At 65.2% G+C, this 23,066-nt stretch carries 17 protein-coding genes; 12 read left to right on the forward strand and 5 right to left on the reverse strand.

Translation table 11 applies throughout. From position 1 onward, the window contains the following. The first annotated feature begins 1 nt into the window (after window position 1). From murB to recN, 8 genes are all read left to right on the forward strand, one after another. Entirely contained in the window at window positions 2-922 is a 921-nt protein-coding gene (gene murB / locus ACFDR6_RS18055) for a UDP-N-acetylmuramate dehydrogenase (RefSeq protein ID WP_375859041.1), read from the forward strand. 122 nt (window positions 923-1,044) lie between these two features. Beyond that, window positions 1,045-2,031: a D-alanine--D-alanine ligase family protein gene (locus ACFDR6_RS18060; RefSeq protein WP_375859131.1), complete on the forward strand. Its 987-nt coding sequence runs from the start codon at window positions 1,045-1,047 to the stop codon at window positions 2,029-2,031. Between the two features lie 350 nt (window positions 2,032-2,381). Continuing rightward, window positions 2,382-3,398 (forward strand): cell division protein FtsQ/DivIB, encoded by a 1,017-nt coding sequence (locus ACFDR6_RS18065; RefSeq protein ID WP_375859042.1) that lies wholly within the window; start codon window positions 2,382-2,384, stop codon window positions 3,396-3,398. Next, entirely contained in the window at window positions 3,395-4,717 is a 1,323-nt protein-coding gene (gene ftsA, locus ACFDR6_RS18070) for a cell division protein FtsA (RefSeq protein WP_317242536.1), read from the forward strand. The genes ACFDR6_RS18065 and ftsA overlap by 4 nt, the downstream gene beginning before the upstream one ends. Window positions 4,718-4,807: 90 nt before the next feature. Beyond that, the gene (ftsZ, locus tag ACFDR6_RS18075; RefSeq protein ID WP_212080615.1) at window positions 4,808-6,601 is read left to right on the forward strand and encodes a cell division protein FtsZ; all 1,794 of its coding nucleotides are present in this window, start codon (window positions 4,808-4,810) and stop codon (window positions 6,599-6,601) included. A gap of 361 nt (window positions 6,602-6,962) precedes the next feature. After that, complete coding sequence (gene lpxC / locus ACFDR6_RS18080; RefSeq protein WP_212080616.1) at window positions 6,963-7,925, forward strand: UDP-3-O-acyl-N-acetylglucosamine deacetylase; 963 nt, start codon at window positions 6,963-6,965, stop codon at window positions 7,923-7,925. A gap of 244 nt (window positions 7,926-8,169) precedes the next feature. Further along, window positions 8,170-9,060, forward strand: coding sequence for an outer membrane protein assembly factor BamD (locus tag ACFDR6_RS18085; RefSeq protein ID WP_212080617.1), 891 nt, complete (start codon window positions 8,170-8,172; stop codon window positions 9,058-9,060). A gap of 13 nt (window positions 9,061-9,073) precedes the next feature. Next, window positions 9,074-10,744 (forward strand): DNA repair protein RecN, encoded by a 1,671-nt coding sequence (gene recN / locus ACFDR6_RS18090; RefSeq protein ID WP_212080618.1) that lies wholly within the window; start codon window positions 9,074-9,076, stop codon window positions 10,742-10,744. 99 nt (window positions 10,745-10,843) lie between these two features. On the opposite strand, the gene ACFDR6_RS18095 is transcribed toward recN, so the two are convergent. Next, window positions 10,844-11,131: a GIY-YIG nuclease family protein gene (locus ACFDR6_RS18095; RefSeq protein ID WP_375859043.1), complete on the reverse strand. Its 288-nt coding sequence runs from the start codon at window positions 11,129-11,131 to the stop codon at window positions 10,844-10,846. A gap of 115 nt (window positions 11,132-11,246) precedes the next feature. On the opposite strand from ACFDR6_RS18095, the gene ligA reads away from it, so the two are divergent. Then, window positions 11,247-13,400 (forward strand): NAD-dependent DNA ligase LigA, encoded by a 2,154-nt coding sequence (gene ligA, locus ACFDR6_RS18100; protein WP_375859132.1) that lies wholly within the window; start codon window positions 11,247-11,249, stop codon window positions 13,398-13,400. A gap of 175 nt (window positions 13,401-13,575) precedes the next feature. Here ligA and ACFDR6_RS18105 read toward each other — a convergent pair whose 3' ends face one another. Together ACFDR6_RS18105 and ACFDR6_RS18110 are read right to left on the reverse strand one after the other, a co-directional pair. Further along, complete coding sequence (locus ACFDR6_RS18105; RefSeq protein WP_212080619.1) at window positions 13,576-14,850, reverse strand: multidrug effflux MFS transporter; 1,275 nt, start codon at window positions 14,848-14,850, stop codon at window positions 13,576-13,578. A gap of 209 nt (window positions 14,851-15,059) precedes the next feature. After that, window positions 15,060-16,889, reverse strand: coding sequence for an aminopeptidase P family protein (locus ACFDR6_RS18110; RefSeq protein WP_375859044.1), 1,830 nt, complete (start codon window positions 16,887-16,889; stop codon window positions 15,060-15,062). A gap of 186 nt (window positions 16,890-17,075) precedes the next feature. On the opposite strand from ACFDR6_RS18110, the gene ACFDR6_RS18115 reads away from it, so the two are divergent. After that, window positions 17,076-17,255 carry a hypothetical protein gene (locus ACFDR6_RS18115; protein ID WP_212080621.1) on the forward strand — a complete coding sequence of 60 codons (180 nt, stop codon included), beginning with the start codon at window positions 17,076-17,078 and terminating at the stop codon, window positions 17,253-17,255. Window positions 17,256-17,370: 115 nt separating this feature from the next. Here the strand turns inward: ACFDR6_RS18115 and ACFDR6_RS18120 are convergent, their stop codons facing one another. After that, window positions 17,371-18,258 carry a 50S ribosomal protein L11 methyltransferase gene (locus tag ACFDR6_RS18120; RefSeq protein ID WP_375859045.1) on the reverse strand — a complete coding sequence of 296 codons (888 nt, stop codon included), beginning with the start codon at window positions 18,256-18,258 and terminating at the stop codon, window positions 17,371-17,373. 162 nt (window positions 18,259-18,420) lie between these two features. Between ACFDR6_RS18120 and ACFDR6_RS18125 the strand changes: the two genes are divergently transcribed. Further along, the gene (locus tag ACFDR6_RS18125) at window positions 18,421-18,576 is read left to right on the forward strand and encodes a Flp family type IVb pilin (protein ID WP_375847607.1); all 156 of its coding nucleotides are present in this window, start codon (window positions 18,421-18,423) and stop codon (window positions 18,574-18,576) included. Window positions 18,577-18,856: 280 nt separating this feature from the next. Here ACFDR6_RS18125 and ACFDR6_RS18130 read toward each other — a convergent pair whose 3' ends face one another. Continuing rightward, on the reverse strand, window positions 18,857-20,467 hold the full coding sequence (locus ACFDR6_RS18130) for a phytoene desaturase family protein (RefSeq protein WP_212080624.1): 1,611 nt from the start codon (window positions 20,465-20,467) through the stop codon (window positions 18,857-18,859). Between the two features lie 212 nt (window positions 20,468-20,679). Here ACFDR6_RS18130 and ACFDR6_RS18135 point away from each other — a divergent pair, with 212 nt between their 5' ends. After that, complete coding sequence (locus ACFDR6_RS18135; protein WP_317242541.1) at window positions 20,680-22,959, forward strand: fused MFS/spermidine synthase; 2,280 nt, start codon at window positions 20,680-20,682, stop codon at window positions 22,957-22,959. The last annotated feature ends 107 nt before the right edge of the window (window positions 22,960-23,066 follow it).

Below are 23,066 nucleotides of genomic sequence, written 5' to 3' on the forward strand. Positions count from 1 at the left end.
GGTGACCTTCCCCGACATCACCCCCGACCTCAAAGCTGCGATGCCGCAACTCCGCGGCCGGCTGCTCGCCAATCAGTCGCTCGCCGAGCTCACCTGGTTTCGCGTCGGTGGTCCGGCGCAGGTGCTGTTCACGCCGGCGGACGAGGACGATCTCGCTTACTTCCTCGCGCGTCTCGCCAGCGACATCCCCGTCCATGTCGTCGGCGTCGGCTCCAACCTGATCGTGCGCGACGGCGGCATTGCGGGCGTCGTGAGCCGGCTGGCGCCCCGCGCCTTCGGCGAAGCGAGCGCGAGCGGCGATGTCGTCACCGCAGGTGCTGCCGCGCTCGACAAGCGCGTGGCGGAGGTCGCCGCGTCGGCCAATATCGGCGGGCTTGAATTCTACTACGGCATTCCCGGCACGATCGGCGGCGCGCTGCGCATGAATGCGGGCGCCAATGGTGGCGAGACCAAGGACGTGCTGATCGAGGCGCGAGGGGTTGGGCGCGACGGCAGCAAGCACGTGTTCTCCAACGCCGACATGAAGTTCGTCTATCGCAACAGCGGCGTCGATCCCTCCATCATCTTCACCTCCGCGCGCTTTCGCGGCGAGATCAGGGATACGGAAGCAATCCGCGCGCGCATGGCGGAAGTGCAGAGCCATCGCGAGACCGCGCAACCGATCCGCGAGAAGACCGGCGGCTCGACCTTCAAGAATCCGCCCGGCCATTCCGCCTGGAAGCTGGTCGACGCCGCAGGCTGCCGCGGTTTGCGTGTCGGTGGCGCTCAGGTTTCCGAGATGCACTGCAATTTCCTGATCAACACGGGCGATGCCACCGCGCACGATATCGAGACGCTGGGTGAGACCGTGCGCGAACGCGTGAAGGAAAATTCCGGAATTGAGCTTCACTGGGAGATCAAGCGGATCGGAGTTCTCGCCTAAGTGTCATTCCGGGGCGAAGCGAGAACCCGGAATCCATTTGGCTTCAGAGACGGTGGGGAAATGGATTCCGGGTTCGCGACTTCGTCGCGGCCCGGAATGACGGAACGAGAGAGACTATGACCATGCGCATCACCATCCTCTTCGGCGGCTCCAACAGAGAGCGTCTCGTCTCGGTCGCCTCGGCCCAGGCGCTGCATCAGGCACTTCCCGAGGCCGATCTCTGGTGGTGGGACGTCGAGGACAAGGTGCATGTCGTGCAGTCGAAGCAGCTGCTCGAACATGCCCGTCCGTTCGAGGACGAGTTCAAGCCCGGGACATCGGGCATTCCGTTGCCGCAGGCACTCGACCAGGCCAAGGCTGAGGATCGCGTGCTGGTGCTCGGCCTGCATGGCGGACGCGCGGAGAACGGCGAATTGCAGGTGATGTGCGAGGCGCGCGGCGTCCCCTTCACCGGATCGGGCTCGGCCTCCTCGCATCTCGCCTTCGACAAGATCGCGGCCAAGCACTTCGCCGCCCTCGGCGGCGTGACGCCGCCGCTGAGCGTTGCGCTCGACAACATCGACGAAGCTTTCGCCGAATACGGGAGGCTGATCGCAAAGCCGGCGCGCGACGGATCGAGCTATGGCCTGATCTTCGTCAACGCCAAACAGGATCTCGTCGCCGTCCGCAATGCGGCCAGGCACGAAGAATATGTGATCGAACCCTATATCGCCGGCATCGAGGCGACCTGCGGCGTGCTGGAGCGCACCGACGGGTCTATCATCGCGCTGCCGCCGATCGAGATCATTCCGGGCGAGGGCAGTTTCGACTACGCCGCGAAATACCTCCTGACGTCGACCCAGGAGATCTGCCCCGGCCGTTTCGCACCCGAGATCACCGCGGCGCTGAAAGCGCAGGCGATGCTGGCGCACCGCGCGATGTCCTGCACCGGCTATTCCCGGTCGGACTTCATCGTCTCGGACAGGGGCCTGGTCTATCTCGAGACCAACACGCTGCCCGGGCTGACCAAGTCCTCACTCTACCCCAAGGCGCTGAAAGCAGAGGGGATCGAGTTCGTCGACTTCCTGCGCGGCCTGGTGGAGCTCGCCGGGCGGGGCGTGCGGAAATAATTAGGACTGGTTAACGGCCGAATGGGCGAAACGGGCCGGTTTGGCGTCCAAAACCGGTAAAATGCCGGACATCGCGGCACAAATGCCTCACATCGCGGGGCAAAATGCGCCGGACGTTAACGAACTTTACCTTTTGTTTACCAGGACGTCCGAAGGTTAACGCTGGCGGCGCATATGGCGCTTTGGCTGCCGGCGCGTGAGCTGTCGCGGGTGATGTCACCTCCAGCGAACGCTTTGAAGGGGAGAGGTTTTCTTCTGCTGAAGACCAGCACCCGACCCGGCATGCCCAAGACGTCATGTTCGCCAGGATCCGCGCGATGTCGCGGGCAAACTGTTGACGAGCTCGTGCAATGGATGGAGCAGGAAGCCTCACCCGGTCGCTTTTCAGATCGCTGAGGCCCCAAGCCGACCTGAAGGCGGCCGCGATCGGAGCGGTCGTGCTTCTGCGCGAGTGGCTGCAGGACAAGCGCGACGAGAAGCGCGCTGCGGCCAAGATCAAGACCAGAGCAAAGGCCGTCGTCGAGCGCGAGCCGCCGCCGCGCGTGGTCGCACTCATCGAGCGCTACCTGCCGCGCCGGGTCGGGATCAGCATGACCGTGCTGCTGCTGATCGGAAGCTGCGGCTTCGGCATCGTCAAGGGCGGCCATCTCCAGGATTTCATCACGGCGGTCAGCGACGCCCGCAACGCGTTGGCCAATTCCGCCGGGTTCCGCATCACCTCCGTGGTGATCAATGGCCGCAAGCAGCTCACCCAAGACGAGATCCTGGCAATCGGCGGCGTCAGCGGCCGCTCCTCGCTTCTGTTCCTCGACGCCGAAGCGGTGCGCGACAAGCTCAAGGCCAATCCCTGGATCGCGGATGCGACCGTGCTGAAGCTCTATCCGGGCCAGCTCATGATCGAGCTTACCGAGCGCAAGGCGTTCGCGCTGTGGCAGGAGGCCGGCCGGCTCTCGGTCATCGCCGACGACGGCGCCGTGCTCGAGCCCTACGTCTCGCGCCGGTTCCTGTCGTTGCCGCTCGTGGTCGGCAAGGGCGCCGAAACCCAGGCCCGTGATTTCCTCGCGCTGCTGGCGCGCTATCCGCAGGTGAACGCGGTGACGAAGGCCGCCATCTTCGTCGGCGAGCGGCGCTGGAATCTGAGACTCAAGGACGGCCTCGACATCCGCCTGCCCGAGCAGGACGTCGGCAACGCGCTTGCGATGCTGTCCAAGCTCGACAAGGAGGACCGGCTGTTCTCCCGCGACATCGTCGCCGTCGACATGCGCCTGGCCGATCGGTTGGTGGTGCAGCTGTCCGAGGACGCCGCCAAGGCGCGCGAGGATCTGTTCAAGGACAAGAAGAAAAAGAAGGCCGGGGATTCCGCATGACCGGTCTTGATCGCACCCAGACGCCGAAGACGCGCCCGATGCCGCACAAGCGCGGCGGCCTCGTCGCCTGCCTCGACATCGGCACCAGCAAGATCGCCTGCATGATCGCGCGGCTGAAGCCGTCGCCGCCGAGCGATGCGCTGCGCGGCCGCACCCACGCGGTGGAATTGATCGGTTACAGCCAGATCCAATCGCGGGGCATGAAGGCCGGCGCGGTGATCGATCTCGGTGAATGCGAGCAGGCGGTGCGCCAGGCCGTCGGGCTTGCCGAGAAGATGGCCAAGGTGCGGGTCGAATCCGTGCTGCTCTCGGTCTCCGGCGGCAGGCTGTCCGGCCAGCTGGTCGAAGCCGCCGCCGACATCCGCGGCGGCGCCGTGACCCAGGCCGATGTCAGCCGCGTCACCTCCACCGGCATGCGTCACGCCACAGGCGAAGGCCGCACCGTGCTGCACGCGCTGCCGGTCGGCTACACGCTCGACGGCGTCAAGGGCATCCGCGACCCCCGCGGCATGGTCGCCCATCAGTTCGGCATCGACATGAACGTCGTCACCTGCGACGCCACGGTGGCGCGGAACCTGATGCTGGCGGTGGAGCGCTGCCACATCAATGTCGAAGCCATGGCCGCGAGCCCTTATGTGGCCGGCTTGTCGGTGCTGACCGACGATGAGGCCGATCTGGGCGCCGCCGTCGTCGAGATGGGCGCGGGCACCACCACGATTGCCGTTTATTCAGGCGGCCGTTTCGTGCACGCGGCCGGTTTTGCGGTCGGCGGGCAACACATCACGATGGATCTGGCGCGCGGACTCTCGGCGACCATTGCCGATGCCGAGCGAATCAAGACGTTATACGGGACCGTCATCACCGGCGGATCGGACTCGCGTGAGCTGATGTCTGTGCCGACAGCCGGTGACGAGCAGGATCTGCCGCAGATCGTATCCCGCGCCACCATCGCCAACATCGTCAAGCACCGTGCCGAGGAAGTCTTCGAAATGGTTCGGGACAAGCTGAAGGATTCGCCTTTCGCCGCAGAGCCCAACGGCCGCGTCGTGCTTTCGGGCGGCGCCTCGCAGCTCACCGGCCTCGTCGAACTCGGTACCCAGATTCTCGGCCGGCCCGTGCGGGTCGGACGTCCGCTCGGCTTTGGCCGGCTGCCGAACGAGGCGAAGAACGCCGCGTTCGCGGTGCCGGCCGGACTCCTCGTCTACCCGCAATATGTTCACCTCGAACATGTCGAACCGCGGCATACGCGGCAGCAGGTCAGGACAGGGACGGGCGGTTATTTCGGAAAGGTCGGACGATGGCTACGCGAGGGCTTCTGATGACTCCTTTCCGCAATTATCGATTTTCACCAACTCCCGCGGCCATTGGCCGGGGCGAACCCACGCGCGCGTGATCGAGAGGCAGCAACCATGACCATCAGCATCAACGTTCCTGATATTCACGAACTGAAGCCCCGGATCACCGTGTTCGGCGTCGGCGGCGCCGGTGGCAACGCCGTCAACAACATGATCACGGCGGGCCTTCAGGGCGTCGACTTCGTGGTCGCCAATACCGATGCGCAGGCGCTGACGATGTCGAAGGCGCAGCGCATCGTGCAGATGGGCACGGTGGTCACGCAGGGTCTCGGCGCAGGTTCGCAGCCGAACGTCGGCGCCACCGCGGCGGAAGAGGTGATCGACGAGCTGCGCGACCATCTCTCCGGCGCCAACATGGTGTTCGTCACCGCCGGCATGGGCGGCGGCACCGGCACGGGTGCTGCTCCCGTGATCGCCAGGATCGCGCGCGACATGGGCATCCTCACCGTCGGCGTCGTGACCAAGCCGTTCCACTTCGAAGGCGCCCGCCGCATGCGCACGGCGGAAGCCGGTATCGCCGAGCTGCATAAAGTGGTCGATACCCTGCTGATCATCCCGAACCAGAACCTGTTCCGGGTCGCCAACGAGAAGACCACCTTCGCCGACGCCTTCGCGATGGCCGACCAGGTGCTCTACTCCGGCGTTGCCTGCATCACGGACCTGATGGTCAAGGAAGGCCTGATCAATCTCGACTTCGCCGACGTGAGAGCGGTGATGAAGGAGATGGGCAAGGCGATGATGGGCACCGGCGAGGCCTCCGGCGACAAGCGCGCGCTGACCGCCGCTGAAGCCGCGATCGCCAACCCGCTGATCGACGACAGCTCGATGAAGGGCGCCAAGGGCCTCCTCATCTCCATCACCGGCGGCAAGGACCTCACTCTGTTCGAGGTCGACGAAGCCGCGACCCGCATCCGCGAGGAAGTCGACCAGGACGCCAACATCATCGTCGGCGCGACCTTCGACGAAGCGCTCGACGGCCTGATCCGCGTCTCCGTCGTTGCCACCGGCATCGAGCAGGCCGCGATCGCCCGCAACAGCCAGGCGACCTCCGCTCCCGTCGCGAACGCGGCCCCGCAGGCGCCCGCAGCGCCGGCCGTGGCTGCCGAGAGCCGTCTTGCCGACCTGACCGCGCGGCTCCGCGCCGACAATCAGCGCATGGCCGAGCGCGCCCAGAAGCTGGAAGCGCAGCTGCCGGCCGCAGCACAGGCTCCGGCCGCTGCCGCGCCGATGGCGCCCCGTCCGAACGTCGAGCGCGCCGCACTCGCCGCGATCGCCGCCGCCGTTGCAGAGGTTCCGCAGGCGCCGGCGCCGATGCAGACCTACGGCGACGTCACTGTGCGCCCGATCGCTCAGAAGCCGACCCTGTTTCCGGAGCCCGAGCAGGCCCCGGTCGCGATGCAGGAGCCGATGACGCCCGAGACCTTCATCCCGCCGCAGGCCGAGCGCCCGGTCCGCGCCCCGCGGATGCCCCGCATCGACGAGCTGCCGATGCCGGCCCAGGCTGAGCTTCGCCAGGCTCGCGGTGAGGTCGAGGAAGAGGCGCCGCAGAAGAGCCGCCTGTCGCTGCTCCAGCGCCTGGCCAATGTCGGCCTCGGTCGTCGCGACGAGGAAAGCGAGCCGCCGGTCGCTGCCCGCACCGCGGGTCCCGCAATGCCGCCGCTGCCCGAGCGCCGCCAGCAGAAGAGCGTGGCGCAGCAGATCGCGTCGAGCGAGCCGGTATCCGAGTATGCCCGTCGGCCCGCGCCGCAGGGCTTGGACATGCATGGCCGTCCCGCGCCTGTTGCGCCGGCGCCACAGGGCGACGACCATCTTGATATCCCGGCCTTCCTGCGGCGTCAGGCGACCTGAGGATTGTTACAATAAGGCGGACCAAAAAAGGTCCCGGCAACAAGCTTGCCGGGACCTTTCCTTTTGTCCCGTGCATGCCCGGATTGCGCAGACAAACAACTGATTTTAAATCATTAATTACGTGTTCGGGTGTTCAGTAAAACTGCCGGCGGCGGCCCCAAACCTCGGCGTAATTTGGTTAAGCCTTGGCGCGAATACGGCGGGTTTGGGGTAACAATCGGTAAAAAAGCGTGAGTTGGCGCTGTTTGAGGCAGTGACTATGGTTTGCCGTGACTTGGGGATACGGATTCGCAGCGTCGGCACTGACCGGCCAAGTGGGTCTAGTATAAGTCGCAGTGGGTCGTAGTGGGGCGGGTTCCTGATGAAATTTAGCCGGCAAACAACGCTTCGTGCGCAAGCCTCTGTGGCAGGCGTGGGCGTTCATTCCGGTCTTCCCGTCACCCTCACGCTCGGGCCTGCGCCTGTCGACGCAGGCCTTGTTTTTGTCCGGACGGGCCTCGAGGGAAGTGACCGCGAAGTTCAGGCGACCGCTGACCAGGTGATCGCGACCGATTTCGCCACCGTCCTCGGCGATCGCAACGGCCCGCTGGTCTCTACTGCCGAGCACGTGCTTGCTGCACTGCGGGGCATGGGTGTCGACAATGCCACCATCGAGATCGACGGCCCGGAAGTGCCGATCATGGACGGCAGCGCCGCGGCCTTCATTGCGGCGATCGACCAGGCCGGTATCGTGACCCAGCCGGCACAGCGCCGCTTCATTCAGGTTTTGAAGCCGATTTCGGTCAAGATCGGCGACTCCTTCGGCGAGATCAGGCCCTACGCCAACGGCTTCTCCGTCGAGGTCGAGATTGACTTCACCAATCCCGTCATCGGCCAGCAGGCTTACGCTTTCGAGCTCAACCCGGAACGTTTCCGCCGCGAAGTCGGCCGGGCCCGGACCTTCGGTCTGATGTCCGACGTCGCGCGGCTCTGGAGCGCGGGTTATGCCCTCGGCGCCTCCTTCGACAACACCGTCGTGTTCGACGAGGAGCGGCTGCTCAACACCGAGGGCCTGCGCTACGCCGATGAATGCGCCCGCCACAAGGTGCTGGACGTGATCGGCGATCTCTCGCTGGCCGGCCTGCCGCTGCTGGGCGCCTACCGCTCGGTGCGTGGCGGCCACAAGCTCAACCACGCCGTCCTGACCGCGTTGCTCGCCGACCGTACCGCCTGGCGGGTGGTCGAGGGCGAGGCGGCTCGCCGCACCACGCGTCCCCAGGGCGAAGTCGGTCGCGGCATCGTCGGCGGACGGATCGCCGCGGCCTACGGGCCGGACGTGTCCTGACGGCCTTGCCATCGCAGGATCCTGCCGCGGCTTACCCCGGGAAACTCCTGGTAACCATGATCGACTAGCATTGCGGCAACTTCGCCTTAATCCGGGCGGAATGCCTGCCTATCCGGTTGGTTAAAGATCGCTTTTCGGATACATCAGCGTGGTCGCATGGCAGGCACCACGATTATGTTTAGCGCCCGTGACGGGGTTCATGGGCTGGCGGGCACCGCATCACAGGGCGTCAGGGCTTAAACTCATGTCGGCACAGCGTATGACGCGCGGATATTTCTCGGTCTCGTCGCGAGCCCGTGGGCCGCTTCAAGCCGTTACCTTCATCATGCTCGCGCTGCCGCTGGCCGGCTGCGGCACCGGTTCTCTCTGGGACAAGTTCACCGCCAAGGACGACACCTTCGTCGAGGAGCCCGCCGACAAGATCTACAATGAGGGCCTGTACCTCATGAACGAGAAGAAGGACATGAAGGCGGCGAACAAGAAGTTCGAAGAGGTCGACCGCCAGCATCCTTATTCCGAATGGGCCCGTAAATCGCTGCTGATGTCGGCCTATGCGTCCTACCAGAGCGGCGACTATGACGGCTGCATCGGCGCCGCCACCCGCTACGTCACGCTGCATCCCGGCAGCCCGGATGCGGCCTATGCGCAATATCTGGTCGCGGCCTCCCATTACGACCAGATCCCGGACATCAGCCGCGACCAGACCCGCACCGAGAAGGCGATCGCCGCGCTGGAAGAGGTGGTGCGCAAATATCCGAGCTCGGAATATGCGACCTCGGCCAAGGCCAAGATCGAGGGCGCGCGCGACCAGCTCGCCGGCAAGGAAATGAACGTCGGCCGCTACTACGCGCAGAAGCGCGACTACACGGCGGCGATCAACCGCTACAAGACCGTCGTCACGCAGTACCAGACCACCCGCCATGTCGAGGAGGCGCTGTTCCGGCTCACCGAGGCTTATATGGCGATCGGCATCGTCGGCGAGGCGCAGACCGCGGCGGCCGTGCTTGGGCACAATTTTCCTGACAGTCGCTGGTACAAGGACGCCTATAATCTTGTAAAATCCGGCGGTCTCGAACCGAGCGAGAATCAGGGGTCCTGGATCAGCCGGACCTTCAAGAAGATGGGTCTCGGCTAGGAAATCTGGTTCCATGCTGGCGCGTCTGTCGATCCGTGACATCGTCCTGATCGAACGGCTCGATATCGAATTCGCCACCGGGCTCGCGGTTTTGACCGGCGAGACCGGTGCGGGCAAATCCATCCTGCTCGATGCCTTTGCGCTGGCGCTCGGCGGCCGCGGCGACGCCGGCCTCGTGCGCCACGGCGCGGAGCAGGGGCAGGTCACTGCCGTATTCGATGTCCCCAAAAATCACCCCGCGACCAAGATTCTCGCCGAGAACGGGCTGGACGACACCGGTGAGATGATTCTCCGCCGGGTGCAGCTCGCCGACGGCCGCACCCGCGCCTTCATCAACGACCAGTCGATCAGCGTGCAGACGCTGAAGGCGGTCGGCGCCGCCCTGGTCGAGATCCACGGCCAGCACGACGAACGCGCGCTGGTCGATGCCGCCACCCACCGCCGCCTGCTGGATGCCTTCGCCGGCCTGGAGAAGGACGTCGCCGCGGTCGAAACATTGTGGGACGCGCGCCGCACCGCCAACACCGCGCTGGAGGAGCATCGCGCCGGCATGGAGCGAGCCGCGCGCGAGGCCGATTATCTCCGCCATGCCTCCGGCGAGCTGAAGCAGCTCGCGCCCAAGGACGGCGAGGAGACATCGCTGGCCCAGCGCCGCACCACCATGATGCAGGGCGAGAAGATCGCCTCCGATCTGCGCGAGGCGCAGGAGGCGGTCGGCGGCCATCATTCACCGGTCTCGACGCTGTCGGCCGCGGTACGCCGGCTGGAGCGCCGTGGCGTCAATTCGCCGGCGCTGGTCGAGCCCGCCGTGAAGGCGATCGACGCCGCGATCAACGCGCTGGAAGAGGCGGATCAGCATCTTCAGGCCGCGCTGGCCGCGACCGACTTCGATCCTTCAGAGCTGGAACGCATCGAGGAGCGCCTGTTCGCACTGCGGGCCGCCTCGCGCAAATATTCGACCCCGGTCGACGGGCTCGCCGCGCTGGCCGCCAGATATGCCGCCGACGTCGTCCTGATCGACGCCGGCGCCTCGCAGCTGAAGAAGCTGGAGCAGGCCGCGATCGAGGCAGATAGCCGCTATGCCGCCGCCGCCAAGAAGCTGTCGCTGGCGCGGCAGAAATCTGCGGAGAAGCTCAACAAGGCGGTGAACGCCGAGCTCGCGCCGCTCAAGCTCGAACGCGCCAAGTTCATGACCCAGGTCGCGACCGATGAGGCAGCTCCGGGGCCGCAAGGCTTCGACCGCGTCGAGTTCTGGGTGCAGACCAATCCGGGCACCAAGCCGGGACCGATGATGAAGGTCGCCTCCGGCGGCGAGCTGTCGCGCTTCCTGTTGGCGCTGAAGGTCGTGCTGTCCGACCGCGGCTCGGCGCCGACGCTGGTGTTCGACGAGATCGACACCGGCGTGGGTGGTGCGGTCGCCGACGCCATCGGCGGGCGCCTGGCGCGGCTTGCCGGCAAGGTGCAGGTGATGGCCGTGACCCACGCCCCGCAGGTCGCCGCCCGGGCCGACCAGCATCTGCTCATCTCCAAGGACGCCCTCGACAAGGGCAAGCGCGTCGCCACCCGCGTCAACGCGCTGGCCGCCGACCACCGCCGCGAGGAAATCGCCCGCATGCTGGCCGGCGCCGAGATCACGGCCGAGGCAAGGGCAGCCGCGGAACGGCTGCTCAAGGCGGCCAGTTAGCTTTAGGGTTGCGCCGTCATTCCGGGGCGATGCAAAGCATCGAACCCGGAATCTAGAGATTCCGGGTCTGGTCCTTCGAACCATCCCGGAATGGCTCTCTCAATTGCAGATCGACTCGTACAGATCATCCCAGTTTCGATTGTCCTTCTCGATCAGCTGGATTTTCCAGGCCCGCTTCCACTTCTTGAGTTCTTTCTCGCGTGAGATTGCTGAGATCGGATCGTCGTAGACCTCGAACCAAACTAGCTGCGTGATGTTGTATTTCGCCGTGAAGCCTGAGACGGCCTTGATTCGATGCTCGTAGACGCGGCGCACAAGGTTATTGGTGATGCCGACATAGATTGCTCCGTCGCGCCGGCTTGCTAGGATATAGACACAGTATGCCATGGTCTCTCCCCCCAACCGTCATTCCGGGGCGCACGAAGTGCGAACCCGGAATCTCGAGGTTCCGGGTCTGGTCCTTCGGACCATCCCGGAACGATGAGCTAGAACCTTAAGCATGATGGCAAGAGCAGCAAAATCCAAAGCAACACCGCCGCGCGACGTCGCCGACCTCACCAAGGCGCAGGCCAAGGTCGAACACATGCGGCTCGCGCTCGAGATCGAGGGGCACAACGAGCGCTACTATCAGGAGGATGCGCCCACCGTCACCGACGCCGACTATGACGCGCTGCGACAGCGCTTCAACGCCATCGAGAAGCGCTTTCCGGAATTCGTCACGGCGGACTCGCCCTCGCAGAAGGTCGGCGCGGCACCGTCCGGGCGCTTCAAGAAGGTCCGGCATTCCGTTCCGATGCTGTCGCTCGACAACGCCTTTGCCGAAGAGGACGTGCGCGACTTCGTCGGCCGCATCGTGCGCTTCCTGAAGCTCGGCGACGACGAGGTCAATTTCTCCGCGGAGCCGAAGATCGACGGCCTTTCGATGTCGCTACGCTATGAGGGCGGCGAGCTCGTCACCGCGGCGACGCGCGGCGACGGTGCGGTCGGCGAGGACGTCACCGCAAACATCCGCACTCTCGAAGACGTGCCGCAGAAACTGAAGGGACGCAACGTCCCTGACATCTGCGAGGTCCGCGGCGAGGTCTATATGACCAAGAAGGCCTTCTTGGCGCTCAACGAGCGGCAGAAGGCGGCGGGCGATACCATCTTCGCCAATCCACGCAATTCGGCGGCGGGCTCGCTGCGGCAGAAGGACCCGACCATCACCGCTTCGCGTCCGCTTGGCTTCTTCGCCTATGCCTGGGGCGAGATGAGCGCGATGCCGGAAGAGACGCAGAGCGGCATGATCGGCTGGTTCGAGCGCTGCGGCTTCAAGACCAACCCGCTGACCAAGCTGTGCCACTCCGTCGAGGAGTTGATCGCGTTCCACCAGAGCATCGAGGAGGAGCGCGCGGAGCTCGACTACGACATCGACGGCGTCGTCTACAAGGTTGATCGCATCGACTGGCAGGAGCGACTCGGATTCGTCTCGCGCACGCCGCGCTGGGGCATCGCGCACAAATTCCCGGCCGAGCGCGCCATGACGGTGCTGCGCGACATCGAGATCCAGGTCGGTCGCACCGGCTCGTTCACGCCGGTCGGCAAGCTCGAACCGGTCGGCGTCGGCGGCGTGATCGTGCAGAACGTCACGCTGCACAACGAGGACTACATCAAGGGCATCGGCAACAAGGGCGAGGTGCTGCGCGAGGGCCGCGATATCCGAATCGGCGACACCGTCGTGATCCAGCGCGCCGGCGACGTCATCCCGCAGGTGGTCGACGTCGTGCTCGACAAGCGGCCGAAGACGGCCAGGGAATTCCACTTTCCAAAGAAGTGCCCATGCCCGCTCCACACCGACGTCACGCGCGAGGAGACGGCGGCGGGCGAGGAGGGCTCGCGCGCCCGCTGCACCGGCGAGTTCGCCTGTCCCTACCAGAAGATCGAGCACCTCAAGCTGTTCGTGTCACGCCGCGCCTTCGATATCGACGGTCTTGGCGAGAAGCAGCTGCAGTATTTCTTCGACGAGGGATGGGTCAAGGAGCCCGCCGACATCTTCACGCTGGAGAAGCGCAACTCCAAGCTCAAGCTCGAGGAGGTCGAGGGCTATGGCGCGACTTCGGTGCGCAATCTGTTCGCTGCCATCGAGAGCCGTCGCAATATCGCGCTCGAGCGCTTCATCTATGCGCTCGGCATGCGCCATGTCGGCGAAACCACTGCGCTCGCGCTCGCCCGCGGCTACGGCTCCTGGGATGCCTTCCACGACGCCTGCCTCAAAGTCGCCAAGGGCGACGAGGAGGCCATGGCGGACATGGACGCGCTCGACCAGATCGGCGATACCGTGATCAAGAGCATCGCCGATTATTTCGGCGAGAGCCACAATCGCGGCATCGTCGAGCGGCTGACCAGCGAGGTCGAGATCGTCGACGCCGAGAAGCCGAAGAGCAACTCGGCCGTTGCCGGCAAGACCGTGGTGTTCACGGGATCGCTGGAGAAGATGACGCGTGACGAGGCCAAGGCGACGGCAGAGCGTTTAGGAGCAAAGGTGTCCGGTTCGGTGTCGAAGAAGACCGATCTCGTGGTGGCCGGCCCGGGCGCCGGCTCGAAGCTCACCGAGGCCAACAAGCACGGCGTCCAGGTGCTGACCGAGGACGAGTGGCTGAAGCTGATCGGGGAGTGAGGGGTCGCGCTTTGCGTCAAACACTCCGCCGTCATCGTCCGGCTTGACCGGACGATCCAGTATTCCAGAGATCCGCGTTGGAGATTTCGCTGTTGTTACTCGCGCCGCGGCGTGCTGGATGCCCCGGTCAAGCCGGAGCATGACAGCGAGATTTGGGCACGCGCATAGCCACCCCTCACATCATCCCGCTCTCTTCCTCTTCCGCCTGCTTGATCAGCGTCTCGCTCACCGTCACCTCGCGTCGGGGAACGACGAAGAACATCATGCAGGCACAGAGCAGCGAGATCGCCAGCACCGCGGCGGTGAGCGGCAGCGTCGTTGCGGAGTGTCCGCCGAGATAGGCGCCGAATTGCGACATCAGCGCGCCGATCCCCTGTTGCAGAAAGCCCATGGCGCCCGATGCGGTGCCGGCGGCTTCGGGGCGGATGCTGATCGCGCCGGCCGCGGAATTCGCCATCACGAAGGCATTGCCGACCATCACGATCATCTGCGTGCCGAAGAGCCAGGCGGGCGCTTCGTTCCAGCCGGTAAAACTCCACAGCAGGTTCAACAGACTGCCGGCGAGCTGGAGCGCGAGCCCGAACCAGATCAGCTTTGCCAGCGAGTGCCGCGGCGCAAAGCGCACGCAGAGCAGATTGCCGACCAGAAACGCAAAGCCCGAGGTCGCAAACCAGGCGCCGTATTCGGCGCTGGTCCGGCCCATCTGCGTCACGACGATGTAGGGGCCGCCGCCGGCGAACGTGAAGATGATCTGCGAGGCCAGCACCTGGCACATCACATAGCCGACGAAGGCGCGGTTGCGAATCAGGATGCCGATGTCGCCACGGAAGCCGCTGCCGGCGGCGCGGCTGCGCCGCGTTTCGGGCAGCGCCAGCGCAATGCCGACGGCGACAATGATCGCGGCGGCGGTGATGGCGTAGAAGATCGCGCGCCAGCCGAACGCTGTCTCGATCAGGCCGCCGGTGAGCGGCGAGACCATCTGGCCGATCATGAGCGCTGCGACCACGAGGCTGATCATGGAGGCGACGCGGTCGCGCTCGTAGATGTCGCGGATGATGGCGCGGCTCACCACCATGCCGGAGGCGCCGCCGAGCGCCTGGAAGAAACGCGCTGCGATCAGTTGCGGCAGGGTTTCGGCGAAGATGCAGGCGATGCTCGCCGCGACCATCAGCGCAAGGCCGCCGAGCAGCACAGGGCGCCGGCCGAACTTGTCCGACAACGGTCCCATGACGAGTTGCGACAGCGCGATGCCGACCATGTAGAGCGACACCGTCATCTGCGCGATCGAGATGTCGCTGCCGAAGTTCGTCGCCAGCACGGGCAGAGCCGGAACCAGGATGTAGAGCGAAATCGGCGCGATCCCGGTCATGACGACGAGCAGCAGCAACACCACGCGCGAGGTCGCAAGGTTGGTTGCCGCTTTCGGCGGCTTGCTGATGATGCCGTGCATATTTGTCCGTATCGTTAAATTCAAATCCGACTGTAGCCTGCTCGCGCAAGACCGATATCGGCGTTTCGGAATGCGGCTATACGGATTTCGGGACGGTTATGCTGACGGCGCGACAATGCTGGATGCCCCGCTTTCGCGGAGGATGACAGTCGTGTCGGAGAAGCCTTGCGCAAATCGCGTAGTGCTATGCGCGCTCCGAGGCAGGGACCTTAACCCTCGAGCTCGGCCGTCGCTTGACCGAGCCATGCCTTGGTCGCCTCATCGAGCGCCGGCCCGACTTCGGCTCTTACGCGCGCATGATACGCATTGAGCCAGACAAGCTCATCCCTGCTCAGCATTGCGGCATCGATCAACCGGCGGTCGATCGGTGCCAGGGTCAGCGTCTCGAACGCGTTCATCGATTTCTCCGCGCCCTCGATGTCGGCGGCGACGACCAGCTCGAGATTTTCGATGCGGATGCCGAAGCCGTCGGTCTTGTAGTAGCCGGGCTCGTTGGAGAGGATCATGCCGCGTTTCAGCGGCGTGGTCCCGAGCTTCGAGATCCGCGCCGGGCCTTCGTGCACCGAGAGATAGCTGCCGACGCCATGGCCGGTGCCGTGCTCGAAATCGACGCCGGCGGCCCAGAGATATTGCCGTGCCAGCGTATCGAGCTGCGCGCCCGTGGTGCCGTCCGGGAAGATCGCGCGGGCGATCGCAATATGGCCGCGCAGCACGCGGGTGAAGCGGTCGCGCATCTCGTCCGTCGGCTTGCCCACAGCCATGGTGCGCGTGACGTCGGTGGTGCCGTCTTCGTACTGCGCACCGGAATCGATCAGCAGCAGGTCGCCGGCCGCGATCCGCCGGTTGCTCTTGCGCGTGACGCGGTAGTGCACGATGGCGCCGTTCGGGCCGGTGCCGGAGATGGTCGGAAACGACACGTCCTTCAGCGCGCCGGTGTCGCGGCGAAACGTTTCCAGCGCCTCGACCGCGTCGATCTCGGTGAGCTTGCCGCTTGGGGCCTCGCGATCGATCCATGCGAGGAAGCGCGCCAATGCAACGGCGTCGCGCACATGGGCCGTCTTGGTACCCTTGATCTCGGTCGGGTTCTTGACCGCCTTGAGCAGGGCAATCGGATCGCTGCCGCGCACGGGCTTGCCGCCGGCGCCCGCGATCAGCCGGTTGAGTGCGTCGGCCGCGGTGGCGCTGTCGAGCGCGATCGATCCGCCGCTCTTGGCCAGCGCCATCAGCGTCGGCGCCATCGCGTCGGGCTCGCGCACGTCGGCGGCCTGCTCGAGATGGTCGCGCGTGAGGTTGGAGAGCTTGCGATGGTCGATGAAGATGGTGGGGCGTCCGTCTTTCGGCACCAGCGCGTAGGACAGCGGCAGCGGGGTATGGGCGACGTCGGCGCCGCGGATGTTGAAGGTCCAGGCGACCGCGTGGCTGTCGGACAAAACCAGCGCGTCGACGCCGAGCTTGGCGATCTCGCCTCTGATCTGCGTCAGCTTCTCGGCTTCAGTGACGCCGGCATTTTGTAGTCCGTGCACGACGACGGGGGCGAGCGGCGGCTGCGGACGATCCTGCCAGATCGCGTCGATTGGATTGCTGTCGACGGCAACCAGCTCGGCGCCAGCCCTGGCGCACGCGGCCGACAGGCGTTCGGCTGCCGCAAAAGTGTGCAGCCACGGATCAAATCCAAGGCGGTCGCCGGCTTTCAGATGCGTCGAGACCCAGCTCTCGGGTGGCGGGTCGATCAGCGATTCCACGGCCCAGGCCTTTGCGTCGACCTGCTTGGCGGCCTGAAGCGTGTAGCGGCCGTCGACGAACAATGCGGCTTCCTGGGTCAGAACAACCGCGAATCCTGCCGAGCCCGTGAACCCGGTCAGCCAGGCCAGCCGCTCTTCCGACGGCGGCACATATTCGTTCTGCTGCTGATCGGCGCGCGGAACGACGAAGCCGGTTAGCTTGCGACGGGCGAGTTCTTCGCGAAGGGCGGCCAGCCGTGCGGTCAATGCGACGCCGGCCTCCGGCTCCTCGAATGTCTGGAAGTGTGCTTCGAACATGGTGGATCACTTTAGGATCATGGGGACGAGTCCGCAATCTGGGCGCATTTACGTCGCATCTGGCATGGACCGTGCTTGAAATGGTTCCACTCGAGTCGAGTGGAGTAAGGATGCGGCAGTCGCGCTTTGTCCGGATAACAGGGAAATTCGAGCAGGTGGTTCATCTCAACGACGAGGGGACACACGATGCCAGCATTCACGTTCGAGAAGATTTCGCCGCCGGTGCGCCGAGCGCCGACCGCGGCGGTACCGAAGAAGCCGCGCAGCGTCATCAGTCAGGTGATCGACCGCATCGCCGTGCGCCGCGCAAGGCGGACGTTGCAAGACGAGCACGCCGTGCGCCAGGACGAGAAGCCGGCAGAGTAGCGGCGGTGTTTGCTCACCTCGCCCCGCTTGCGGCGAGAGGTCGGATCGCATCGTAAAGATGCGGTCCGGGTGAGGGGGCCCAGGTCTCCCGACGATCCCGGGCGTGGAGACGCGGTTATCCTATCTTCCGCAGCAACAGGCTGCTCCATCCCTCGATCCGCAGATGCTTCAACGGCACGAGGCCGCGCGCGCGGTAGGCGGCGATCACGGCGGGCGCCTGGTGCGTCAGCAGGCCGGAGAGGATGACGCGTCCGCCGGGCGCAAGATGCCGCGCCATCGGGCCCGCCAATTGCCTGAGCGGGTTGGCAAGGATGTTGGCCAGCACCAGGTCGAATGGGCCGGCCTTTCCAAAATCCGGCGCGGCGAAGCCGGTGGCGCGGATCACCCGCACATGATTGCCCACTTCGTTCAGCCGGGCGTTTTCGCTCGCCACCCGTACCGATGGCGGGTCGATGTCGGAGGCGAGCACGTGGCGGTGCAGCGCTTTCGCCGCGGCGATGGCCAGCACGCCCGTGCCGGTGCCGAGGTCGAGGAGGTTCCGCGGACGGGAACTCTTCAGGACATGGTCAAGCAGCAGTAAACAGCCGCGGGTGGTGCCATGGTGGCCGGTGCCGAAGGCGAGTGCCGCCTCGATCTCAATCCCGAGCTTGTTCGGCGCCACGCGGTCGCGGTCGTGGCTGCCGTGCACGACGAAGCGCCCGGCCGGCACTGGGACGAGGTCTTCCAGGCTGGCCTTGACCCAGTCCTTGGCTTCCATCGTGTCAAAGATAAGGGTGTCGGCGACCGCATTTCCTGCCGAATTTACAACGAGTTCTCGCAGGAGCGCCTGGTCGGGCGCCTCGGCGAAATGAAGCGTGACGTCCCATTGCCCGTCCGGCCTCTCGAAGGCGGCGACCGCCGCATCGCTCTCGAAAAACACCTCGGTGAGCACGTCGACGACACGCCTGGCGTCGGCCTCGCTGCCTATGGAAAAGCTGGCGCGATGGGTCGGAGAAGGCTGCATCAGGGTTCCATTGAGTTTAATTTTGGGAACTTTTGTTCCCGATTTACCGCATAACTTGCGGTTCCCCGGTTAACTCGGGCGAAGGCTGTGTCCCGTACATTTCCGAGTGTCAAATTAAGTCATCGCATCTTTTAGTTGAAACGGAGGCTAACCTTGAAGAGCATGATTCAGAAGTTCTGGTCGGATGAGTCCGGTGCAACGGCGATCGAATACGGTCTGATTGCGGCGGGCATCGCCCTGGCGATCATCACCGTGGTGAACAACCTGGGCACCACCATGAACGAGAAGTTCACTTCGATTAGCACCTCCTTGAAGTAATTTCCGCCTCCATTTCCCAGCGGGGCTGCTTTTCTTCCGAGGCTATTCCTGATCACCGCCCGCGAGGGGAATTCCCCTGGCGGGCGAGGTCGTTTCTGGCGAGCGCTTTCGATATTCACAGATTGTCCGCAGCTTGCCGGGACGTTATCCACCGGCTTTTCCCGCCAATGGCCCACCGATTTCCACCGACTTTCCTCAGTTCGTCCCAACGTTCTCGCCCAAGCCATCCTCGGTCTGTCCACAGGCCGTTCAACAGCCCGTCCACACCCTATCCACAGACCTATCCACGGCTTCCGAACAGCGACCGGTGATCCCTCAGGATCACCTGCGCCGCGTTATGGCCCGGAGCGCCGGTGACGCCGCCGCCGGGATGGGCGCCGGAGCCGCAATGGTAGAGGCCCCTCAACGGCCCGCGATAATCCGCATGGCCCAGCATCGGCCGCGCCGAGAACAACTGGTTCAAGCTCAGCGCGCCGTGGAAGATGTCGCCGCCGAGAAGCCCGAACTGCCGTTCGAGATCGAGCGGGGACAGGATCTGGCGGCCGCGCACGCTTCCCGCAAAACCCGGCGCGTATTGATCCACCGTCGCGATCATGAGATCGGCGACCTCGTCGCGATGGTCGTCCCACGACTTTCCATCCGGAAGGTCCGGCGCGACGTGCTGGCAGAACAGGCTCGCGACGTGCTTTCCCGCGGGCGCCAGCGTGTCGTCGAGCGTCGAGGGGATCAGCATCTCGACCACGGGCTCGCGGCTCCAGCCCTGCGCGCGGGCATCGAGATAGGCGCGGTCCATGTAGGGAAGGCTCGGCGCCAGGATGATGCCGGATGAGAGATGATCGCCTTCGCCCGGCAGCGCCGTGAAGGAGGGCAGGCGGTCCAGCGCCACGTTCATGCGGAAGGTGCCGGAGCCGTTCTTCCAGTGCCGGATGCGCGCGAGGAAGTCCGCAGGCAGGGCCTCGGCCGCGACCAAATGCGTGTAGAGCAGCTTTGGATTGACGTTGGCCGCGACATATTTCGCGCGGATCGTCTCGCCGTTCTCCAGCACGATTCCGGCGGCGCGGTCGCGCTCGACGATGATCTCGCGGACGCCCGCGTCGGTGTCGATCACGACGCCACGATCGCGTGCCGCGCGCGCCATCGCCTGCGTGATCGCGCCCATGCCGCCGATGGCGTGGCCCCAAACACCCTTCTTGCCGTTCACCTCGCCGAAGGCGTGATGCAGCATCACATAGGCCGAGCCGGCCGCGTAGGGACTGGCATAGTTGCCGACGATGGCGTCGAAGCCGAACAGCGCCTTGACCAGATCATGCTCGAAGCGCTCGTCCAGCATCTCGCCGGCGGAGCGGGTGAAGAGATCGAGCAGGCTGCGGCTCTGCTCCAGCGTCAGGCCGCGCAGGATATTGGCGGTCGTCCAGGCGTTGACGCCTTCGCGCAACGCCGCCGTGCCAAAGCCGTCGACGAGGTTCGGTGGCGCGCGGAGCACGAACTGCCTGAGCACGTCGGAGATGTCTTCAAGCTCGCGCGAAAACCCGTCGAGCGCAGCCGCGTCATGCGTGCTCAGCCGCGCGACCGATGCCTTCGTCCGTCCCTCGCCGGTGAGAAGATAGCTGCCGTCAGGTGCGGGCAAGAAATTCTGGGCGCGCCGTTCGACGATCCGCAGGCCCTGTTCAGTGAGCTTGAGGTCACGGATCACCTGCGGATTGAGCAGGCTTACCGTGTAGGCTGCGACCGAATTGCGGAATCCCGGGTGAAACTCCTCCGTGACCGCGGCACCGCCGACCACCTTGCGGCGCTCGACCACGCGCACGCGCAGGCCCGCCATCGCGAGATAGGCCGCGCAAGTGAGGCCGTTATGGCCAGCGCCGATGATGACGACGTCGGTTTCGTTCATGATGTCCCTGGCGTCCTTCCGGGGCGATGCGCGGCATCGAGCCCGGAAATCTTGAGGTTCCGGGTTTGCCTCCTCGAGGTGCCCCGGAACGACATCTGTATATCAGGCATTTCTCGCGGCAACATCACGCGCCCCTTTATTGCCCGTTCAGGCGCCTTATGCTCCATTGCGCGCGTCCGGCGCCCGCCGGAGAATTGTTCGCCGGAGCGCTCATGGATTCGATCGTGCAACCCGCCGCCACGGAGCAGCCGTCTTCGTCGCGCAACCGGCTGCTGCTGACGGTCTACACCGCGGCGATCTTCGTCAGCGCGCTGCTGCTGTTCTCCGTGCAGCCGCTGTTCACGAAGATGGTGCTGCCGCGGCTCGGCGGCTCGCCGGCGGTCTGGTCGGTGGCGATGGTGTTCTTCCAGTCGCTGCTGCTGGCGGGCTACGCCTATGCTCATCTGTTGATGCAGGTCAGAAACCGCATCGTTCCGGTCGCAGTGCATCTGGTGCTGCTGATCGCGGCGTTCGTCACGCTGCCGCTCGGCATCGCCTCCGCCTATGGCGAGCCTCCCGCTTCGGGCTATGCGCTCTGGCTGCTCGGCCTGTTCGTGGTTTCGATCGGCTTGCCGTTCTTTGCGCTCGCCGCCAACAATCCGCTGCTGCAGGCCTGGTTCGTCCGCACCGGCCATCCCGCCGCGCACGATCCGTACTTCCTCTATGCCTCCTCCAACATCGGCAGCTTCCTTGCGCTGTTGTCCTATCCGTTCCTGCTGGAGCCGATCTTCACGCTGCACACGCAGAACCGGTTCTGGACTGCCGGCTATGGCCTCCTGATCCTGCTGATCGCTGCCTGCGGCGCGTTGCTGTTGCGTTCGCCGAAATTGGCCGAGGTCGACGCGCGAACCGAGGAGGTGAATGCGCCGGCGCCCGCTCTGCTGATGCGGCTGCGCTGGATCTTCCTGGCTGCGGTGCCGTCCGGCCTGCTCATCGCGGTGACGGCGCACATCTCGACCGACGTCGCGGCGGCGCCGCTTCTGTGGGTGCTGCCGCTGTCGCTGTACCTGCTCACCTGGGTGGTCGTGTTCCAGTCGCGTCCGCTGTTGCCGCACAAATGGATGTTGATGCTCCAGCCGGTCGCGATCGCGGGCGTGGTTGTCCTGCTGGCCTATGGCGGCGAGCAGAACCTGCTGCTCACGCTCGGCGGCCATCAATTGTGCTTCTTCGTCATCGCCATGGCCTGCCATGGCGAGCTGGCGCGGACGCGGCCGGCCGCCAAATATCTCACCGGCTTCTATGTGGCGCTGTCGTTCGGCGGCATGGTCGGCGGTCTCTTTGCCGGCCTGGTTGCGCCATTCACCTTCTCCTGGATCGCCGAATATCCGATCCTGATCGCGCTCGCAGCGCTGTGCCGGCCGCCCGCGAACGAACGTCTCGCCGGTATCGTCAAATGGTATTGGCTGGCACTCGCCGCGCTCGCAGTGGGGCTCGTTGCGCCCTCTATCATGACAGGCGATCTTTCAACGTGGTTCGAGGACCACCGCGTCTGGATCGCCGGCTTCGTCGGCGCACTCGCTGCGCTGCTCGCGCTGGTGCTCAATGCCGGTCGCTGGAAAATCTTTGCGACCGTCGCACTCGCGCTGGCGCTGATCCGAATCTATCCGGCGGACGAAGGGCGCGTCACCACGGTGCGAAGTTTCTTCGGCGTGCACAAGATCGTGGAGACGCCCGGTGGCTATTTCCACGTGCTGATGCACGGCACCACCATTCATGGCGCCGAACGCTTCCGCAACAATGACGGCACTCAGGTCACCGGCCGGCCCGAGCCGATCACCTATTACCACAAGGACGGCGGCATTGGTCAGGCCGTCACCGCCATCCGCGAGCGCAAGGGCGCGCCGCTGAAGGTCGCCGCGATCGGCGTCGGCTCGGGCACGCTCGCTTGTGCTGTCGAGCACGGCGAAGACTGGAAGTTCTTCGAGATCGACCAATCCATGGTGGACGCGGCGCGCAACCCCAGGAATTTCCGCTACATCTCGAGCTGCATGCCCGACATGAAGCCGGTGATCGGCGATGCGCGGCTGACCTTCGCCAAGGAGCCCGACGGTGCCTACGACCTCATCATCGTCGACGCCTACTCGTCCGATGCGATCCCGATCCATCTTGCGACCAAGGAGGCGATGAAGATCTACAAGGACAAGCTGGCCCCGCACGGCGCGGTGCTGATGCACGTCTCCAACCGGCATCTCGATCTCGAGACCGTCGTGGTCGGCATCGCCGATTCAAACGACCTCAAGAGCTGGGTCTTCAACGAGGATTCGGGGCGCGATGGTGACTACATTTTCTCGACCGACGTCGTCATCTCCGCAAGGGAGGAGGCTGATATCGGCAGGCTCGCCTCCAACAAGTCGTGGGAGCAGACCGAGGCCGACGACAGGGTGCGGGTCTGGAGCGACGACTATTCCAACATCCTGGGCGCGCTGTACCGGCGTTATCGGGACGGGGAGTAGGGAAGCCCGAATGCATCCCGTGCCCCGGGCGCTGCGCAGGACGAAATGATGCGCTGCAGATACTGGGTCCATGGCGCGGCGTTCTGGGTCCCGGCTTTGCGGAGCAG

Source organism: Bradyrhizobium tunisiense, from assembly GCF_042263385.1.
Classification (GTDB): domain Bacteria; phylum Pseudomonadota; class Alphaproteobacteria; order Rhizobiales; family Xanthobacteraceae; genus Bradyrhizobium; species Bradyrhizobium tunisiense.

Coding starts and splice junctions, on each gene's coding strand:
- ligA (WP_375859132.1), top strand. CDS start 11,247: ATGGCAAGAGCAGCAAAATCCAAAGCAACACCGCCGCGCGACGTCGCC.
- recN (WP_212080618.1), top strand. CDS start 9,074: ATGCTGGCGCGTCTGTCGATCCGTGACATCGTCCTGATCGAACGGCTC.
- ACFDR6_RS18120 (WP_375859045.1), bottom strand. CDS start 18,258: ATGCAGCCTTCTCCGACCCATCGCGCCAGCTTTTCCATAGGCAGCGAG.
- ACFDR6_RS18065 (WP_375859042.1), top strand. CDS start 2,382: ATGGATGGAGCAGGAAGCCTCACCCGGTCGCTTTTCAGATCGCTGAGG.
- ACFDR6_RS18130 (WP_212080624.1), bottom strand. CDS start 20,467: ATGAACGAAACCGACGTCGTCATCATCGGCGCTGGCCATAACGGCCTC.
- ACFDR6_RS18115 (WP_212080621.1), top strand. CDS start 17,076: ATGCCAGCATTCACGTTCGAGAAGATTTCGCCGCCGGTGCGCCGAGCG.
- ACFDR6_RS18135 (WP_317242541.1), top strand. CDS start 20,680: ATGGATTCGATCGTGCAACCCGCCGCCACGGAGCAGCCGTCTTCGTCG.
- ACFDR6_RS18110 (WP_375859044.1), bottom strand. CDS start 16,889: ATGTTCGAAGCACACTTCCAGACATTCGAGGAGCCGGAGGCCGGCGTC.
- ftsZ (WP_212080615.1), top strand. CDS start 4,808: ATGACCATCAGCATCAACGTTCCTGATATTCACGAACTGAAGCCCCGG.
- ACFDR6_RS18085 (WP_212080617.1), top strand. CDS start 8,170: ATGTCGGCACAGCGTATGACGCGCGGATATTTCTCGGTCTCGTCGCGA.
- ACFDR6_RS18105 (WP_212080619.1), bottom strand. CDS start 14,850: ATGCACGGCATCATCAGCAAGCCGCCGAAAGCGGCAACCAACCTTGCG.
- ftsA (WP_317242536.1), top strand. CDS start 3,395: ATGACCGGTCTTGATCGCACCCAGACGCCGAAGACGCGCCCGATGCCG.
- ACFDR6_RS18095 (WP_375859043.1), bottom strand. CDS start 11,131: ATGGCATACTGTGTCTATATCCTAGCAAGCCGGCGCGACGGAGCAATC.
- ACFDR6_RS18125 (WP_375847607.1), top strand. CDS start 18,421: ATGATTCAGAAGTTCTGGTCGGATGAGTCCGGTGCAACGGCGATCGAA.
- lpxC (WP_212080616.1), top strand. CDS start 6,963: ATGAAATTTAGCCGGCAAACAACGCTTCGTGCGCAAGCCTCTGTGGCA.
- ACFDR6_RS18060 (WP_375859131.1), top strand. CDS start 1,045: ATGCGCATCACCATCCTCTTCGGCGGCTCCAACAGAGAGCGTCTCGTC.